The 730-nt window shown below is 56.2% G+C and carries 1 protein-coding gene; it reads left to right on the plus strand.

The annotated features are described in order from the left end of the window. On the plus strand, positions 1 to 730 hold a 730-nt coding region (locus tag Xvie_RS20430; protein ID WP_208612663.1), incomplete at both ends, for an inverse autotransporter beta domain-containing protein.

Consider the following 730-nt stretch of genomic DNA (forward strand, 5'->3'; position numbering starts at 1 on the left):
GCGGTCAGTTAATTTATGAGCAATATTTTGGGGATGAGGTCGGCTTGCTGAGCGAAGCGCGCCGGCAGAAAAACCCGGCGGCCTTTACCCTGGGCGTTAACTATACCCCTGTCCCGCTGGTGACACTGGGGCTTGACCGCCGGCAGAGTGCTGCCGGTGGCGGGGAAACCCTGTTTAATTTCAGCCTGAATTATGAAATCGGCACGCCGTGGTCAAAACAGGTTGACCCCGATGCGATGGCCTTTAAGCGCAGCCTGCAAGGCGGGCGTTATGATTTGGTTGACCGCAATAACCAAATCGTTCTGGAGTATCGTAAGAAAAACCTGATCCGCCTGATGATGGAAAACCGGATTAGCGGACGCGGCGGGGCGGTTATTCCGTTGAATGTCAGTGTCAGCGCCAAAAATGGCCTGAAAGAAATCGTCTGGGATACGGCGAATTTGCTGGCGGGGGGCGGTAAGCTGGAAAACGCCAGTGCACCGGCGCAGTCAGCCCGCTTAATCACTGAATCTGTGCGCGGTGGCACGCATTATCTGCTGACCCTGCCGCCGTTCCTCGAAAAAGGCACCAACACTTATACCCTGTCCGGTGTCGCCCATGATAATCAGGGCAATGCCTCTGAGCGGATGGAAACCCAGATACAGGTCATCGCTTCCGCGGTCAACCCGGCCGGCTCCGGCTTTGAACCCACCAATAAATCGATGGTGGCTGACGGTAAAACCCGGACGGT

Origin of the sequence: Xenorhabdus vietnamensis, assembly GCF_002127535.1 — a bacterium.
GTDB classification, from domain to species: domain Bacteria; phylum Pseudomonadota; class Gammaproteobacteria; order Enterobacterales; family Enterobacteriaceae; genus Xenorhabdus; species Xenorhabdus vietnamensis.